At 70.6% G+C, this 15067-nt stretch carries 14 protein-coding genes and 1 pseudogene; 9 read left to right on the plus strand and 6 right to left on the minus strand.

Annotation, left to right across the window (positions count from 1 at the left end):
- Positions 1-55 precede the first annotated feature (55 nt).
- Positions 56-1927, plus strand: a complete 1872-nt coding sequence (locus tag OIE67_RS48340; protein WP_326633303.1) for a sensor histidine kinase — start codon at positions 56-58, stop codon at positions 1925-1927.
- 151 nt (positions 1928-2078) lie between these two features.
- A complete protein-coding gene (locus tag OIE67_RS48345) occupies positions 2079-2501 on the plus strand; it encodes an ATP-binding protein (RefSeq protein ID WP_245956229.1) in 423 nt (140 codons plus the stop codon).
- Here OIE67_RS48345 and OIE67_RS48350 read toward each other — a convergent pair.
- From OIE67_RS48350 to OIE67_RS48360, 3 genes are all read right to left on the minus strand, one after another.
- On the minus strand, positions 2485-3150 hold the full coding sequence (locus tag OIE67_RS48350) for a YidC/Oxa1 family membrane protein insertase (protein WP_326633306.1): 666 nt from the start codon (positions 3148-3150) through the stop codon (positions 2485-2487). The genes OIE67_RS48345 and OIE67_RS48350 overlap by 17 nt on opposite strands.
- 84 nt (positions 3151-3234) lie before the next feature.
- Complete coding sequence (locus tag OIE67_RS48355; protein ID WP_326633307.1) at positions 3235-3432, minus strand: DUF6412 domain-containing protein; 198 nt, start codon at positions 3430-3432, stop codon at positions 3235-3237.
- Positions 3432-3605: a hypothetical protein gene (locus tag OIE67_RS48360; RefSeq protein WP_326633310.1), complete on the minus strand. Its 174-nt coding sequence runs from the start codon at positions 3603-3605 to the stop codon at positions 3432-3434. Before OIE67_RS48360 ends, OIE67_RS48355 begins: the two co-directional genes overlap by 1 nt.
- A 94-nt stretch (positions 3606-3699) precedes the next feature.
- On the opposite strand from OIE67_RS48360, the gene OIE67_RS48365 reads away from it, so the two are divergent.
- Positions 3700-4395: a response regulator transcription factor gene (locus OIE67_RS48365; protein WP_106247703.1), complete on the plus strand. Its 696-nt coding sequence runs from the start codon at positions 3700-3702 to the stop codon at positions 4393-4395.
- Positions 4395-5576 (plus strand): sensor histidine kinase, encoded by a 1182-nt coding sequence (locus OIE67_RS48370; RefSeq protein WP_326633313.1) that lies wholly within the window; start codon positions 4395-4397, stop codon positions 5574-5576. Before OIE67_RS48365 ends, OIE67_RS48370 begins: the two co-directional genes overlap by 1 nt.
- 109 nt (positions 5577-5685) lie before the next feature.
- On the opposite strand, the gene OIE67_RS48375 is transcribed toward OIE67_RS48370, so the two are convergent.
- Positions 5686-6081, minus strand: coding sequence for a hypothetical protein (locus OIE67_RS48375; RefSeq protein ID WP_106247412.1), 396 nt, complete (start codon positions 6079-6081; stop codon positions 5686-5688).
- Between the two features lie 187 nt (positions 6082-6268).
- Here OIE67_RS48375 and OIE67_RS48380 point away from each other — a divergent pair, with 187 nt between their 5' ends.
- The 3 genes from OIE67_RS48380 (at position 6269) to OIE67_RS48390 (ending at position 8032) form a co-directional block, all read left to right on the plus strand.
- A complete protein-coding gene (locus OIE67_RS48380; protein WP_106247413.1) occupies positions 6269-6616 on the plus strand; it encodes an STAS domain-containing protein in 348 nt (115 codons plus the stop codon).
- Positions 6617-6716: 100 nt separating this feature from the next.
- Entirely contained in the window at positions 6717-7448 is a 732-nt protein-coding gene (locus OIE67_RS48385) for a glycosyltransferase family 2 protein (protein WP_106247415.1), read from the plus strand.
- Between the two features lie 41 nt (positions 7449-7489).
- Positions 7490-8032 (plus strand): DinB family protein, encoded by a 543-nt coding sequence (locus OIE67_RS48390; RefSeq protein WP_326633318.1) that lies wholly within the window; start codon positions 7490-7492, stop codon positions 8030-8032.
- A 179-nt stretch (positions 8033-8211) separates the two neighbouring features.
- Here the strand turns inward: OIE67_RS48390 and OIE67_RS48395 are convergent, their stop codons facing one another.
- A complete protein-coding gene (locus tag OIE67_RS48395; protein ID WP_326633320.1) occupies positions 8212-8979 on the minus strand; it encodes a hypothetical protein in 768 nt (255 codons plus the stop codon).
- Positions 8980-9434: 455 nt separating this feature from the next.
- On the opposite strand from OIE67_RS48395, the pseudogene mptB reads away from it, so the two are divergent.
- Positions 9435-10499, plus strand: a pseudogene (gene mptB / locus OIE67_RS48400) (polyprenol phosphomannose-dependent alpha 1,6 mannosyltransferase MptB); the annotation flags it as partial.
- A gap of 307 nt (positions 10500-10806) precedes the next feature.
- Here mptB and OIE67_RS48405 read toward each other — a convergent pair.
- On the minus strand, positions 10807-13785 hold the full coding sequence (locus OIE67_RS48405) for a hypothetical protein (RefSeq protein ID WP_326633322.1): 2979 nt from the start codon (positions 13783-13785) through the stop codon (positions 10807-10809).
- A gap of 58 nt (positions 13786-13843) precedes the next feature.
- Here OIE67_RS48405 and OIE67_RS48410 point away from each other — a divergent pair, with 58 nt between their 5' ends.
- On the plus strand, positions 13844-15049 hold the full coding sequence (locus tag OIE67_RS48410; protein WP_326633324.1) for a glycosyltransferase 87 family protein: 1206 nt from the start codon (positions 13844-13846) through the stop codon (positions 15047-15049).
- Positions 15050-15067 lie beyond the last annotated feature (18 nt).

The raw sequence follows: 15067 nt of genomic DNA on the forward strand, positions 1-15067 counted from the left end.
AGCGTATCGGACGGATCGCCCGACGCACCCACCGCGCCACGTGCACTATGGAGTAGTGGGGGACGAATGGGCCGGTAGTGACGATGAGATCGCTCGCGCGGCGCTGGACAGCTCGCCCAACGCCGTCGTGGCGCTCGACCGGGACCAGAGCGTCCTGGTCTGGAACGCCGCCGCCGAGCGCGTGTTCGGCTGGGCGGCCGAGGAGGTGCTGGGGCGCAGGGCGCCGATCGTGCCCGGCGAGCTGACCGCCGAGCACAACGCCGTCCTGGAGCGCGTCCGCACCGGGGAGCCGGTGTCGCTGCGCACCAAGCGGCTGCACAGCGACGGCGCCCTGCTCGACCTGCGGGTCGACATCAGCGCGCTGCGGCTGGGCAGCGCCGTGGGCGGCTACGTGTGCGTCTACCACCCGGCGCGGGCCGACGAGCTGGCCAGGAACCGGATGGCGCGCCGGGCCAGGCTCGTGCGCCGGCTCACCGACGTGGTCGGCGACATCAACTCCGAGCTGGAGCTGTCGGCCGTGCTCGACCGGATCTCGGCCAACCTCACCGAGCTGACCGGGGCGGACGCCGGCGGGTTCGTGCTCATCGAGGGTGACCGGCTGCGGCTGGTGAGCACGTACCAGCTGCCCGACTCGATCAGGGGCACCACCACCGACCTGCGCACGAGCCTGGTGGATCAGCTCTTACGCACCGGCAAGACCGTGATGCTGGAGTCCGACGGGCTCGGCGACCTGGTGTGGGCCCGGCTGCGCGGCCTGCACACGATCGCGCTGGGCCTGGCCGCCGTGGGCGGGCGGCCGTACGGCGCGCTGTACGCGCTCTTCGCCCGGCGTAACCCCGGCCACCTGGAGCTGGAGCTGCTGGAGCTGCTGGCCGGGCACGCGGGCATCGCCGTCGGCAACGCGGTGGCCTATCAGGAGGCGGTACGCCAGCGGGCGCACGAGCGGGCCGTCTTCGACGCCAGCGCCGACGGCATCGCCGTGCTCGACCAGGACGGCCTGGTGGTGCGCTGGAACCCCGCAGCGGCCGGGCTGACCGCGCTGGCCCCCGAGTCCGTCATCGGCGCGCCGCCGCCGTTCCCCATGCCCAAGCCCGGCGAGAAGGTCACCTTCCAGATGGAGAACGGCAGGTGGCTGGACGTGGTGAGCGCGCAGATCGAGGAGACGGGCGAGGTGGTCGTCGACTTCCGCGACGTCACCTCGGCCAAGGAGCTGGAGGAGGCCAAGGACCTGTTCCTGGCCACGACCAGCCACGAGCTGCGGACGCCGATCACGATCGTGCGGGGCTTCGCCAGCACGCTGGACGCGCGCTGGGACAAGATGGCCGACCCCGAGCGCCGGGCCGCGGTGCACACGATCGCCGAGCGCTCCAGGTCGTTAGGTGAGCTCATGGACCACCTGCTGCTGGGGGCCAGGGCGGGGGCCGACGAGCTCAAGGTGCGGATCGAGAAGGTCGATCTGGCCGAGCGGATCGACGCGGCCACGCTGGGCCTGCCGGCGCTGTCGGACAAGCACCGGGTGGAGGTGGACATCGCCGAGGGGCTGCCGCCCGTCTTCGGCGATCCGCTGGCCACGGACATCATCCTCGGCCAGTTGCTGGAGAACGCCTTCAAGTACTCGCCGAAGGGCGGGCTCATCAGCGTGGCCGCCTGGCCGGACGAGGACGACAACGTGGTGGTCGTCGTGGACGACGAGGGAGTCGGTATCGCCCCGCCTGACCGGGAGCGGATCTTTGAGCGCTTCGTCCAGGTGGACAGCGGCGACCGGAGACGGTTTGGTGGAGTGGGGCTCGGTCTCTACATCGTCCGCAGCCTCGCCCGAGCACAGGGAGGAGATGTGAGCGCTCATCCGCGACCGGAAGGGGGCACCAGGATGCGACTCGTGCTGCGATGCGCTTCCCCTATCGGATCCGACACACCGATGCGGTAACGAGGTGGTCACGGTTGAGCTGATCTATCGTCCAATGAGTACAAGCTGTGATCGCAATGCGGTTTCTGGGATCGAGTAACGGGGCATTTCGGTCGTACCGGGGAGTGTTCCCGCGGGGGGCACAGGTAACGGGGAGGTGGGTGTGTCGAGCGTGGTGCTGCTACCGTACGCGCCGTCCAGCGTCGCCGTCGCCCGCCAGCGTCTGAGCACAGATCTGCAGGACAGTGGGGTCTTCACCGCCGCGATCGACGACGCGGTGCTCGTGGTGAGCGAGTTGCTGAGCAACGCGCTGCGCCACGCGCACCCGCTGCCGTCCGGCATGGTGAGAGTGGCGTGGCTGCGAAGCGACGATCACGTAGAGGTGGCGGTGAGTGACGGAGGTGCGGCGACCGAGCCGCGCGCGGGCCGCCCGACACTGTCATCGCTCGGGGGCCGGGGGCTCGGCATCGTGGAATACGTGGCGGAGAGCTGGGGGGTCAGGCACGACGGTGACACGACGACGGTCTGGGCCATCCTGCCCGCCCCGAGCCAGACGGTGAACGGGCAGGTGGCGGCACTCAGAGAGGCCGGCTAGCGAGCACTGCGCGCTCACCGGTGGCCCACGCCGTCGAGACGAGCAGATAGAGCCCGGCGGCCAGGGGGAGCACCAGCGCGGCCAGCACGGAGCCGTACGGCATCAGCCGCGTGATCTTCGACATCAGCTCGGGCCGCACGCCCGCGATCTCCTCCTGCCGGCCGGCGTTCGCCGCGATCAGCCGGGAAGACCACCACGCCACCGCCACGACCAGCGCGATGACCAGTACAAAGACCGTAAATGGCACGCTGACCAGACCGTAATTGGCCACAATACCCGCCACCTGCTGACCCAGCGGAGCCCCCAGCAACGTGTGCCCGGCCAGCGCGGTCGGATGCGTGGCCACCCGGAACATCAGCCACATGAACGGCAGCTGCGCCAGCATCGGCAGAATCCCGGCGAACGGCGAGCTGCCCTCCTTCGCGTAGAGGGCGTTGAGCTCCTTGGCCAGGCGCTCGGGATTGCGGCTCCAGCGCTTGCGCAACTCCTTCTGCTTGGGCGCGAGCCGTTCGCGGATCTTCATCGTGCGGGCCTGGCGCACGTTCAGCGGGAGCAGGAGCAGCCGTACGGCCAGAGTGAACAGCACGATGCCGAGCGCGGCGCTGCCGCCGGACATGCCGATGACGAACGTGACGAGAGAATCGATCATGAGCCCTGTTTCCTTGTGGGGTGTCTCGTGAACCGAGGGCTCACCCGTAGGAGGGAGCCCCGCTTGACGGGAAGCGGGGCACGCCTAAGGAGCTCGTGGACGCGGGCGACCGGCCGCGTCAGGATCGCGCTGCCGCTGGAAGGCGGTGCGGCGCGCGTAGGACAGCGGGAAGCCCGGTGACTCTCCGCCGAGGACGGGCAGCAGCGTGGCCGCCCACGCGGCCAGCAGCAGGATCGCCATCATGGTGATCCCGACCAGCCACGGATCGAACAGGAACTGCATCAGTGTGAGCGGGAGGACTTGCTCACGACGGTGACCGCGATGAAGGCGACGAGGGCGACCACGCCGACGATCAGGGCCAGCTTGACCAGGCCTACCAGCATCGGCAGGAGGAAGTTGAACAGGACGAAGAGACCCAGCAAGGTCCCGACGACGAGCATGACGACTTTACCCATGCGGCAACCGTACGTCCTCGGCGGATGATCTGCGAGGCTTACGAACCAATGACGTGAACGCCGCCTCCTGGGGTTGTGGCCGTACGGTGAAGTGGTGAACACGCGCATCCTGGTGGTGGACGACGATCCCACGGTCTCCGAGGTCGTGGCGCGCTATCTGGAGCGCGACGGGCACGAGGTCGAGTGCGTCGGCGACGGCGCTGAGGCACTGCGCAGGGCGCTGGCGAACCCGCCGGACCTCATGGTGCTCGACCTGATGCTGCCCAAGATCGACGGCTTGCAGGTGTGCAGGAAGCTCAGGGAACGCTGGCCGGTGCCGGTGATCATGCTGACCGCGCTGGGCGAGGAGATCGACCGGGTGGTCGGGCTGGAGACCGGGGCCGACGACTACGTGACCAAGCCGTTCAGCCCGCGCGAGCTGGCGCTTCGGGTGCAGTCGGTGCTGCGGCGGGCTCGCGGGGCCTCCGTCACCGGCGGCACCGGCGTGCTGCGTGACGGGGACCTGGTCGTGGACGTGGGCGCCCACGAGGCGCGGCTGCGGGGCGGCGAGGTGATGCTGACGGCCAGGGAGTTCGACCTGCTGGCCTACCTCATGCGCAACCCCCGGCAGGCCTTCAGCCGGTCGGCGCTGCTCAACCAGGTGTGGGGCTGGTCGTTCGGCGACTCCTCGACCGTGACCGTCCATGTGCGGCGGCTGCGGGAGAAGATCGAGCCCGATCCGACCGAGCCGCGCAGGATCGTCACGGTGTGGGGGGTCGGATACCGGTACGAGCCGTTGGAGGGCTCCTGATGGTCGGTGCGGGCGCGCTCGCGGCGGCTGCCCCGGTCGTGGCGATCGGGGCGGGCCTGCGTGCGGCGGCCTCCCCGGCCGTGGCGGCCGGGGAGTTGCCGATGGTGGTGGCGGTCACAGCCGGATTCGGGCTGCTGATCGCGCTGGCCGGCGTCTGGGTGATGTGGCGGCTGCGCACCCGGTCGATCGGGGTGATGCTGGCCGTGGTCGTGGTGGTCGCGGTGGCGGCCACGCTGGCGGGCGTCGTGGCGATCATCCAGAAGATGATCATCGAGGGGGAGATCAAGGACTTCGTGCTCAGCGTCGTCGCCGTGGGGGGACTCGTGGGATTGGGGGTGGCGTTCGTGCTGGCCAAGCGGGTGGTCGGGGAGAGCAAGAGGCTGATGGCCGCCGTACGCGACCTGCCGTTCGTGGCGCCCCAGGGACTGCCGGCCGAGCTGCAGACGATCGCCAACACCCTGGAGGAGGCGTACGCGCGGGAGCGGGCCCTGGAGGAGGCCAGGCGGGAGCTGGTGGCGTGGGTGAGCCACGACCTGCGTACGCCGCTGGCCGGGATGCGGGCCATGGCCGAGGCGCTGGAGGACGGCGTGGTGTCCGACCCCGAGACGGTCGCCCGCTACCACGGCCAGATCAAGCTGGAGGTCGAGCGGCTGTCGGGGATGGTGGACGACCTGTTCGAGCTGTCCAGGATCCACGCGGGGGCGCTGCGGCTTTCGCGGGCCAAGATCGGGCTCGCCGACCTGGTCGCCGACACTCTGGCCGGCGCCGAGCCGCTCGCCAGGGCCAAGGGGGTGCTCCTCACCGCCGAGGCGTCGGCGGCCGTGCCCGTGGACGCCGACGCGGGGGCCCTGGGGCGGGCGCTGGGCAACCTGGTGGTCAACGCCATCAGGCACACGCCGTCCGACCGCAGCGTGGTGCTCAGGGCCGGGGTGGACGACGAGGGGATGGCCTGCCTGTCGGTCACCGACTGCTGCGGGGGGATCCCCGAGGAGGACCTGCCCCGGGTGTTCGAGGTGGCTTTCCGGGGGGAGGCCGCGCGTACGCCTACCGCCGATGGCGGGGCCGGGCTGGGGCTCGCCATCGCGCAGGGGATCGTGGAGGCGCACGACGGGATGATCGGCGTGGTCAACGACGGGCCGGGGTGCCGGTTCGAGATCCGCCTGCCCCAGATCGGCGGCTGACCACCGGCCGGACGCGCTCCCGCGGTCGTACCGGCCGCGTGTCCGTCGTTCAGGCGCGTTCGTCGTCGTGCCGGCCGTGCGCGCGTCGCGCGGCGGTCGTCACCGCCGGTCAGGCGTTCTCCGGCAGGTCGCGGGTGGCGCCGAACGACTCCGACATGGCGCGAAATGTCGGGCACGGCCAGCGCCACATGCAGCTCCGGCAGCGCAGGATCGGGTGCGCGGTGTCACTCGTGATCCCGCCCGCGTCCCGCGGCTGGTGCAGGTCGAGCAGCCTGAGCCCCAGCTCGGAGAACCTGAGCAGCTCGGTGCGGGCCCCGCCGAGGAACTCCAGGTCCTCGATCCCGAGCCGGGTGCGGATCGGCACGTAGCCCTCGTGGTTCACCAGGCCGCGCAGGCGGTCGGCTTCGTCATGCCATGGCGTCGCCTTCTCTGTGTTGATGAGGATGGCCTCCAGACGTTCACGGAGCCCCTGACGCTGAGGATCTTCGGGTTTCTCTGCGTTCATCGATGCGGGGCCCGTCGGTCGCGCCCCAGCCCCTCCCTCGCCGCGAAGATGTGCCGCTTCCGGTGTCACGCTGTCAAGCTTCGCGTACTCTCCGTTTTCATGGAGCCCAAACGGAGGACAAAAACCTGTGGTTCCCCTATCGGCGTGACAACGTGACCGGAAGCCATCGCCCCGCTAGCCTGCCCATGTGGAGCTCAAGGTCTCGACTCGATCACATGCCGGGTGCGCGCTCGTCGCCATCACCGGAGAAATCGACCTCTATACGGCGCCCCACCTGCAGTCCGAGTTCACTCGGCTGCTGCAGGACGGGCCCAGCCGGGTGGTCATCGACATGTCCGCCGTGGATTTCTGCGACTCCACGGGGATGAACGTGCTGCTGTCGGCACTCAAACGCATGAAAGAACAGGGCGGGTCGCTCGAAGTCGCCGCGCCGCGCCCTGCCGTACGCAAGATTCTGCAGGTCACCGGGCTCGACTCGGTGTTCACCGTGCATGATGAGGTGCCGCAGGAATTCCTCATCGCCGAGGGATCATGACCGGATCGGCGGGCGCGGGCCGCGGCCGTTCCGCGATCTCGCGATCGGCGGATGCGGAGCGCGGCCGTTCCGCGGTTTCCCGCAGGGGAGGTGAGGGCGCGTGAGCGGCGACACCGCCGTCGTCATCCCGGCCGTCAACGAGGCCGACCGGATCGCCTCGACGGTCAAGGCCGCCGCGGCCCTGCCGGGCGTCGATCTCGTCGTGGTCGTCGACGACGGCTCGTCCGACCAGACCGGACGGGTGGCGCGCGCGGCCGGAGCCCGGGTGGTGCGGCACAGCCGCAACAGGGGCAAGGCGGCGGCGATGGAGACCGGAGCGGAGGCCGTACGCCTCCTCGACGAGGACGCCGAGCCTCGCCACCTCCTCTTCCTCGACGCCGACCTGGGCGAAACCGCCCAGGCCGCGGCCCCGCTCATCGCCCCCGTACGCGAGGGCACCGCCGACATGACCATCGCGGTGTTCAGCACGAGGGTGAAGCTCGGGGGCCACGGCTTAGTCGTACGCCTGTCGAAGGAGGGCATCCGCCGGGCCACCGGCTTCGACGCCGCCCAGCCGCTCAACGGGCAGCGCTGCCTCACCAGGGCGGCCTTCGAGGCGGCCAGGCCGCTGGCACACGGGTTCGGCGTCGAGACGGCGCTGACGATCGACCTGCTGCGCAGGGGATACCGGATCGCCGAGGTCGAGGTGGAGATGGCCCACCGGGCGACGGGCACCGACTGGCGGGCCCAGCTCCACCGGGCCAGGCAGTTGCGGGACGTGGCGCGGGCGCTGGCCGCTCGCGAGCATCTGGTCGCCCACAACTTCGACAAGCTGCTGCGCCCCAAACGCTGACCCTGTCGCGTCCCGGGTCCGGTGATCTAGACTCACCGGCCATGACAGACCTGGACGAGCAGGGCCGTCCCGAACCTCCCATCGCCGCCGACGAGACGGGGACCCTGCTGGGCTTCCTGGAATTCCACCGTGCGACCTTCGCGTGGAAGTGCGGCGGCCTGGACGCGGGTGCCCTGAAGGCGACCGTCGGGGCGTCGTCGATGACGCTGGGCGGGATGCTCAAGCATCTGGCGTACGTGGAGGACTACTGGTTCTCCCGGACGCTGCACGCCCGCGAGGGGCAGGCGCTGTGGGGCACGGTCGACTGGAAGGCCGACGTCGACTGGGACTGGCACTCGGCCGCCGACGACTCCCCCGAGGAGATCTACGCGCTCTGGGACGACTCGGTGTCCCGCTCACGGGCGGCCGTGGAGGAGGCGCTGGCGGGCGGCGGCGGCATGGACCAGCTCGCCCAGCGGATCCGGTCGGACGGGACGGCGCCCAGTCTGCGGTGGCTCGTGGTGCACATGATCGAGGAGTACGCCCGCCACAACGGCCACGCCGACCTCATCCGGGAGTCGGTGGACGGCCTCGTCGGCGAGTAGGCCGTCCACTTCGTACGGCTTCGTCGGCGAGTAGCCCGTCCACTTCGTACGGCTTCGTCCTGACCGATAGTGGCGGCGGCGTCATCGGCCGTGATCCGTACCCGGTCGCACGGGCGAGACCGCCGCCCTCGACGCGGGGAACGCGTCAGGGAGGCGGTCTCACGTCATCTCACGTGCTGTCAGCGGCCCGTCTTCGTGGACCACAGGGGCGTCCTGCCGTCGTAGATCACCACGTTGCCGTCGTTCTGGACCTCCAGCCTGGCGCCCGGGTTCTTGCCGGTCTCGGAGTTCCACAGCGGCCTCGTGCCCAGGTAGACGACCAGGTTGCCGTCCTTCTGCATCTGCGCGGACGCGCCGGGATGGCCGCCCGTCTCCGTGTCCCACAGGGGCTTGCCCGCCTTGTACAGCACCAGGTTGCCGTCCTCCTGCATGACGAACTGGTAGTCGCCGTTCTGGGAGCGTACGTACTGGTTGGCCTTGAGGCTGAAGCCGGGCTTGAGCACGCTGATCGTGGACTGGCGGGTCCACACGGGCGACTTGCCGTCGTAGATGACCAGGTTGCCGTCGTCCTGCACGGCCAGGCGGGCGCCGGGCGTGTCACCGGTGTTGGAGGCCCACAGCGCGGTCCTGCCCCGGTAGACGACCAGGTTGCCGTCCTCCTGCATGGCGGCGAAAGCGCCGGGGCTGTCGCCGGTCTGGCTGTTCCACAGCGGCTTGGTGCCGCGGTAGAGGACGAGGTTGCCGTCCTTCTGCTGCTGCAGGACGTACTCGCCGTTCGACGAGCGCACGGAGTCACCCGCCTGCAGCCGCTGACCGGGGTTCAGCCACGTGGTACGGGGCCGCTCCTGGACCGTGGCCGCCTGGGCGGAAGCCGTGACCGCGGCCGTGACCATCGGGCCGGCGAGCGCCAGCACCAACGCGCCGGCGTAAACCGGGAACCTCTTCATGTCGTCGCTCCCACGAGTGCCGTTGTTCAGGACCTGTCGTTGTTCAGGACCTGTGTTGATCAGGAACCGTGACGCTATCCAGTGCTCGCGGGACGACGGCTCACTTCAAAGTGTTTGAAAGTGCGATATCGGCGGACTTGCCGCCTATGCCCGGGCGCTGGACGTCGTCCACCATGGCCGGGAGGTGGGACGTGCTGACCTTGAGCAGCCGGAGTGGGCGGAGCACGGGCACATCTGAGGGTGCGGCGCCCGCTCGTAGTCATCCACAGGCAAGCTCGTTATCCACAGGCGGGCCGGGTCTGGCCGTCACCGTTCCGGGAGTGTGCTGGAATTTCCCGGTGACTTCGGAGACGTGGCAGGAAAGGGTCAGAGGTCGGCTCGCCGGGCTGGCCATGGCGGCGATCGGCGTCTCGATCCTGCTGACGATCATCATCGGCCTTCTGGGCCCGTCACCGATGGTCCCCGCCCTGCCAGGGCCGGCCTGGCACCCGCCGTACTCGCTCGCCCTGGCCCCTGACCCCCACCTGGTGGTCATCCTCGCCACCGCCGCCCTCATCCTCGGCGGCCTCGGCCTCCTCACCGCCCTGTACGCGACAAGAGCCCCCAACCACCCACCAATCCTCCGTTCCCGACCACAAGGGAGAGCCCGCTCCCTACCCTCCACGGAAGGACGACCGCAGGGAGGGCTGTTCTCCGATGGGGCGCAGGCACTGGTGCTCATCGGCTGCACGGCCGCCGCGATCCTGGCCTTCCTGCCCCCCTCAGGCTCCGGCGACCACCTCAACTACGCCGCGTACGGCCGCATGGTCACGCTGGGCCTCAGCCCCTACACCCACGGAGCGGCCGACCTGCCCGGCGACCCGATCGCCGACGCCGTGGAGAACCCATGGCGCGAGGAGCCCAGTGTCTACGGCCCGGTGGCCACCGCCCTGCAGGTGGTGGCGAGCTGGATCGGCGGCGACTCGCTCCGGCTGACGATCTTCATCCTGGCCCTGTTCAACGCCGCCGCCTTCATCGCGACCGCCCTGCTCATCGACCGCTGCACCAAAGACGACCCGGCCAGACGCCTGCGCGGCGCCCTGCTGTGGACGGCCAACCCGCTGCTGCTCTACCACCTGGTGGCGGGCATGCACGTCGACACCCTCGCCATCGCCTGCATGGTCGCCGCGCTCCTGGCCAGAAGCCGGCCGGTCGGCTCCGGTGTGCTGCTCGGCCTAGGGGTGGCGATCAAGGTCAACGCGGGCCTCGTGGCGCTGGGCCCGGCCTGGGAGTTGCGGCGACGTCCCGCCCGGCTGGCGCTCATGGCGGGCTGCGCGGTCGCGGTGGTGGCCGTGGGGTACGCGATCGTCGGGCCGGAGGCGTTCGAGCCGATGACCCGGACGAGCAAGTCCATCTCGCACGTCTCGTTCTGGAAGCTCGTCCAGGGCTGGTTGCAGTCGATCGTGGGCCTGGGCAGCGCCTATCGGGGAGAGATCCAGATCGGCTCGCTCCTCCTGCTCACCCTCATCGCCTGGTCCCTGCTCCGCCGTCACGCCCGCGCCTTCACCGGCCCCGGCCGCACGGCCTCCCTCACGCAGAGGTCTTACCCTTCGCCCGGTGGGGGGCTGGAGGCGCCGGTGGTGGCGGCCGGGCTGATGGTGGCCTACCTGTTCGCGACGCCGTACATCCTGCCCTGGTACGACGGGCTGGCCTTCGGGCTGCTGGCGCTCGTCGGGGCCTCCGCGCTCGACGGGTTCGTGGTCGCGCACCTGCTGGTCCTGTCGCTGGCCTACCTGCCCGCGCGGGTGGACGGGCAGCCCGCCGACCTGCTGTGGCTCAGGGAGGTGGTCAGGCCTCAGCTCGCCTGGGCTCTGCTCGCTCTGACCGCGGCGCTGCTGGTGTGGGCTTGGAGAGCTGCAGGGCGCGAACGCACGCCGCCAGCGTTAGCGGAACGGCCACGGTCAAGGCCATAGCGGGGATGGCGATGCCCGAGTCGTTCATCAGGAAGCCGACGAAGGCGCACGTCAGCGCGCCGAAAAGGCCCGCCCTGAGCGTCGGCGCCAGGCGGTAGGCCTGGCCGAGGGCGGAGGCGCCCCAGCGCGAAGGACGGGCCAGCACCAGGAACAGGAAGGCCAGCGCGACCAGCGAGAGGAGCGTCAATGACCAGTTCCCCACGGTTACGCCGATCATGGCGCCGAACTTGCGGCTGACGACGGTCCACGCCTCCCCGTCGATGATCTGCTGGACGAAGGTGCCCAGATGGGTGCGTTCCGAGTCCGGCCGCAACCAGTCGAACACGGAGAGGGCGCCCACCAGCGCCACCCCGGCCAAGCCCACGAGCACGAGCCGGAGCAGGGAGACGCGCTTGCCCGACAGCAGGATCAGGAAGACCGCCAGACCGATCACGAACGCCGGCACACCACCGAAGTCCGCACCCCAGGAGGGCCATCCGTCCGCGAACACCGCGAACCCCCCGTACAGACCGCACACGACCACCACCACGACCCTGGGCAGTCCCCGGCGCAGCAGCCACTGAGCCACCCCCGCCAGCCCCAGAACGGTGCCCGTGGCGTAGATGGCGAAGGCGATGTTGCTGAACCCGTAGAAGCGGCCCCCGGTCACCGGCTCATAACCGGACACCGCGTTGACCTGCAGTTTCGAGCCCGTCATGACATCGAGAAGGAGAGCGACCGACGTGACCGCGGAGACGACGGTGAGCGGGCCGAGCACGTCCGCCCGCCACGGACCGGCGAAGGCGGCGGCGGTGATGAGACCGGCGATGGCCAGGATCGTCACGATCACCGACACCATCGGCACGGGCAGGCTCCACCAGGGCACCAGCTGGGCCAGGAAGGTGGAGACGGCGATGGCGCCGCTGACGACCGCGACGATCTGCACGGAGACGAGCAGTTTGGACGTGCTCGCCTGCGGCCGTCCACCTCCTCCGGGGTCGCTCGCAGAAGCGGCCACGTCGCTCTCTGCCCGGGCAGCGGTGCTGTCTGCGTCACTCCCTGCCCGACCTGCAGCGCTGTTCGTGCCGCTCCCTGTCCGAGCAACAGGGCTGTCCGTGTCACCCGCTGCCCGAGCGGCGGTGCTGTCCGTGTCTCCCGCTGCGCGTGCGGCGGGGTCCGTGCCGCCCTCGGTCCGGCTGGTGCGGGCGTCCGAGTCATCCGCTACGCGAACGTCCGCCTCGTTCGCCGGCGGAACGCTGGAGCCGTACGTAGCACGATCACCCGGTTCGGCCGCAGTGCGGCCGGTTGCGCGGCGGCGGCGGAGGGCCAGGGCGGCGAAGGCGTAGAAGAGGAGCTGGATCGTGACGAAGACGGCGAAGAACGGGCCGCGTACCTCACGCAGGACCTGGCTGGCGAGATCTTCGTCGGCGAGTTCGGCCACCGTGCCGGACGGCGTGGCAGGAGCGGCGCCGCCGGGGCGCCAAGGGCGGCCGACCACCGCGCGCTGGGCGGGCAGGCCCAGGACGCCGATGGCGGTGGCGGTCAGGTCGGTGATGGCGACGAGGCCGTCCTGGCGGGTGGAGGTGGCGGTGAGGAGGCCGTGCGGGTACGGCGGGCCGTCCGGCGAGGGGCCGGTGGCGATGGCGACGTGGAGGTGGGCGTTCGGGGTCACGTCGGAGACGCCGGCCACCAGGACCGTGGTGTCGGTGGGGAGCCGTCCGAGCAGGGCGCCGATCTGCTGGTCCGCTCGTTTCGCCGCCTCCTGGCGGGCGGCGGGGGTGAGGGGGGCGGGGACTCCGTACTCGTCGAGCGGCTGCTCCGCCCAGGCGTCCGCGAGGTCGGCGGCTTCCAGGACGATCAGGTGGTACGGAGTGGGGTCGCCGAGGGCAGCCGGAGTGGGGGCGTATTTAGCGATATTTCCTGACTTGTCGGCTGCGGCCAGCGCGGCACCCGAGCCGACGGCGGCGACCTTGCCACCGCCGTCCGTCACGAGTTGCCCCAGCGTGCCCAGCTGAGCGTTGTAACCGGTCTCCGCCTGGTGCGCGGCCAGGGCACTCCAGCCGGGAACCGTGGCACCGCCCTGTGGGGTGGGCTCGGGCTGCGGCGGCTCCGGGCAGCCCTTGCCCGCCGTACCGGCTCGCTGACCTGCCGAAACGGTCAGCCAACCGGCGATGGGGCAGGTGATGCCACGGTCAGGCGGCGGTACGGCACGCGTCGAGAGAGAGCCCGAAGCGCCCTGGGCGACCAGGCGCCACAGGTTGGGGGTCCTGGCCTCGTCCAGGTCGCTCCACTCCAACCCCGGCACGCCGACGATGACCACCCGCCCGGCCATCGCGGCCTGCGCCTGACCCGTACCACGGCCGAAAGCGGAAGCGCCGGCGGCGGGGAGATGGGGGGAGGCGACTGAGGCGGCGGAGGTGAAGGAACCGGCGGGGGCCAAGGGGCCGGCGGCCGAGATGGCGGTGGAGGTGATGGAGGAGGCGGAGGGGCCGGACGCCGAGAGGGCGGCGGGAATGGCGGCGCGGGCGACGGTGGAACTGGAGGGGGAGGTGGAGGAGGCGACCGAGGGAGCGGAGGTCCCGAGAGCACCGGAGGTCCTGAAGGCACCGGAGGCGGCGAAGGTCCCGGGGGCGGTGAAGGTCGCGGAGGTGGTGAGGGTGCCGGTTTCGGTTGGGTTGGCCGCGTGGGTGACCGCGTCGGAGGACGGGGTGGCTGTGGCGGGGGCGGTCAGGAGGGGGGTGAGGGCGAGGGCGAGCAGAGCGGTGGTGAGGGAGCGGGTGAGGTGGCGACCGGGGAAGAGGGAGGACAGGCGGGGGCTGGGGTGGTGGCGCGCTCCGTGCCGGCCCTGGAGCGGGTGCGGCGTGGCGTTCGGCATGTACGGACTCCCCATGTGTGCCCCTCGATCAACAACAGCCACGGTAACGTGCCACACCGTGACAAGTGGCGAGGTGCGGGTGACGCAGCGGCAGTGGTGGGCGTGGGTGATCGTGGCGCTCGCCGTCGCGGCGGCCGTGGCGCCGCTGGTGCACGCGTGGCTCACCAATCCCGACGACCAACGACTGGTCGACCTGGACGTTTACCGTACCGGCGGGCAGATGCTGCTCGAAGGACGGCCGGTGTACGACTACGTCACGCCAGCCCCGCAGTTACTGCCGTTCACCTATCCACCGATAGCGGCCATGATGGCCGTGGCGCTGGCCGGCATGTCGTGGGCCACGGCGCAGTGGGTGTGGACGGTCGGGGTCTACGTGGCGCTGGCCGTGACGGTCGGGTTCTCGTTCCGGCAGGTGCTGGAGGGACCCCGGCTGCGGAAGTACGCGCCGTGGGTGTTCGGGCTGATCATGGTGGCGTGCGCGTACCTGATGCCGATCCGCGACCAGGTGCGGTTCGGGCAGGTGGACATCCTGCTGGTCGCCCTGTGCGTGGCCGACTGCGTGGCCAGGCGGCCGTGGTGGCCGCGCGGGTTCCTGATCGGGCTGGCCACGGCGGTCAAGCTGACTCCCGGCGTCTTCCTGATCTATCTGCTGATCACCAGGCAGTGGCGGACGTTCTTCATGGCGTCGTTCGCGGCGGCGGTGCTCACGCTGCTGCCGTTCGCGGTGATTCCGCAGGACGCGGCCGACTTCTGGTTCTCGGCGCTGCTCGATCCCGAACGTCTCGGCGCGAACGCGGCCACCACCAACCAGTCGATCAGGGGCATGCTGATCCGGCTGTACTGGCCCGACCTGCTCACCTCCGTGATCTGGGTGGTGGTCGTGGCCGCCGTCGGGTGGTACGGGTTCAAGGGGGCGCGGGAGGCGTACCGGACGGGTGAATCGCTCACCGCGGTCGCGCTCGTGGGGCTGATGGCCGTGCTGCTGTCGCCGGTCGCGTGGATCCACCACCTGGCCTGGGTGGTCGTGGTGCTGGCCGCGATCGTGGGCGACGGCCGCGACCCGGTCAGGCTGCGCGTCGCCGCGGGGGTGTGGCTGTACTACGTGGTGCCGGTCCCGTGGTGGGGGGTCTCCCTCAAGGCGGCCGACATTCCGGGCGTCAGCCTGGTGCTGGGCAAGATCGTGCAGAACGGCTTCGGCCTCGGAGCGCTGGCCCTGGTGTGGTTGTTGGTGTCCTGGCTGCCGAAACGCCGGGAGCCGGCTTGACTCAGCCATTACCCTCTG

It is taken from the genome of Nonomuraea fuscirosea (genome assembly GCF_035917475.1).
Classification (GTDB): Bacteria; Actinomycetota; Actinomycetes; order Streptosporangiales; family Streptosporangiaceae; genus Nonomuraea; species Nonomuraea fuscirosea.

Excerpts from the sequence above, each read along its gene's own strand:
- OIE67_RS48350 (WP_326633306.1), bottom strand. The coding sequence starts at position 3,150 with ATGATCGATTCTCTCGTCACGTTCGTCATCGGCATGTCCGGCGGCAGC.
- OIE67_RS48355 (WP_326633307.1), bottom strand. The coding sequence starts at position 3,432 with ATGCAGTTCCTGTTCGATCCGTGGCTGGTCGGGATCACCATGATGGCG.
- OIE67_RS48360 (WP_326633310.1), bottom strand. The coding sequence starts at position 3,605 with ATGGGTAAAGTCGTCATGCTCGTCGTCGGGACCTTGCTGGGTCTCTTC.
- OIE67_RS48370 (WP_326633313.1), top strand. The coding sequence starts at position 4,395 with ATGGTCGGTGCGGGCGCGCTCGCGGCGGCTGCCCCGGTCGTGGCGATC.
- OIE67_RS48375 (WP_106247412.1), bottom strand. The coding sequence starts at position 6,081 with ATGAACGCAGAGAAACCCGAAGATCCTCAGCGTCAGGGGCTCCGTGAA.
- OIE67_RS48390 (WP_326633318.1), top strand. The coding sequence starts at position 7,490 with ATGACAGACCTGGACGAGCAGGGCCGTCCCGAACCTCCCATCGCCGCC.
- OIE67_RS48395 (WP_326633320.1), bottom strand. The coding sequence starts at position 8,979 with ATGAAGAGGTTCCCGGTTTACGCCGGCGCGTTGGTGCTGGCGCTCGCC.
- OIE67_RS48405 (WP_326633322.1), bottom strand. The coding sequence starts at position 13,785 with ATGCCGAACGCCACGCCGCACCCGCTCCAGGGCCGGCACGGAGCGCGC.